The sequence below is a fragment of the Leisingera sp. XS_AS12 genome (assembly GCF_041224635.1).
Taxonomy (GTDB): Bacteria; Pseudomonadota; Alphaproteobacteria; order Rhodobacterales; family Rhodobacteraceae; genus Leisingera.
Map to the genome: position 1 here is coordinate 1 of NZ_JBGFGM010000031.1, position 905 is coordinate 905.

Here is a 905-nt window from a genome sequence, read left to right on the forward strand (position 1 = left end):
TGCTCTGCTACCCAACCTTGGACCGCCGGAAGCTGGATTTTTCCGGCTCTGTCACGATGACGGGCTGGTAACGCCATCGGGATAATGCATGGCAATCGGGACGTTGTATCCGATTGCGCTGTGAGGTCTGTCCTCGTTGTAGTGTCTACGCCAATCCTCCAGCTTTTCGCGGGCGTCCGCAAGGCTCATGAACCAATGGGCGTTCAGGCATTCCGCCCGGAGCTTGCTGTTAAATGCCTCAATGAAGCCATTGTCCGTTGGCTTTCCTGGCCGTGAGAAGTCGAGCGTGACGTTGTTGGCATAGGCCCACAGATCAAGGTCGCGGGAGATAAATTCGCTACCGTTATCGACACGTATCGTCTTCGGGTAGCCAATTTTCCTACAGACCCTTTCCAGCGTCTGCACGACGTCTTCGCCCCGATAGGTGAAGCGCGGGTCAGTCGCCGGGCAGAGACGGGAGTGCGTGTCGACAACCGTCAGGATGCGCAGCCTCTTTCCCAAGGCAAGCTGGTCGTGGACAAAATCCATCGCCCAGACATCGTTCGGTCCGGTTGCCTCCTGGCGGTCTTCCCGCAGCTTCGCTTTCACCCGCCGCTTCGGGTGCTTGTTCCGGAGTTGAAGCCCCAACTCATTGTAAATCCTGCGGGTCTTCTTCATGTTGATTATCCACCCCTCCCGCCGCAGCAACACGTGGACGCGGCGGTAGCCGTAGCGCACGCGTGTCTCTGCAATTTCCTTGATCCGCCGCTCGACGGCAGCCTGGTCCGTACGCCGGGACTTGTAGTGGTAGGTGGAGGTGTCAAAGCGGACGGCCCCACAGGCCCTCCGGATCGACACGCCCCAGTCAACGCACATCCCGGTGACAATCTCGCGCAAACGGCCAGGCTTCAGAGCTTTCGGCGAAT

Annotated in this window: 1 protein-coding gene; it reads right to left on the reverse strand. The window is 59.1% G+C overall.

All coding sequences use genetic code 11. The annotated features are described in order from the left end of the window. Positions 1–51 precede the first annotated feature (51 nt). Positions 52–905 (reverse strand): IS3 family transposase (locus AB9K35_RS00425; RefSeq protein WP_369923950.1); only part of this gene is annotated, 854 nt, incomplete at its 5' end.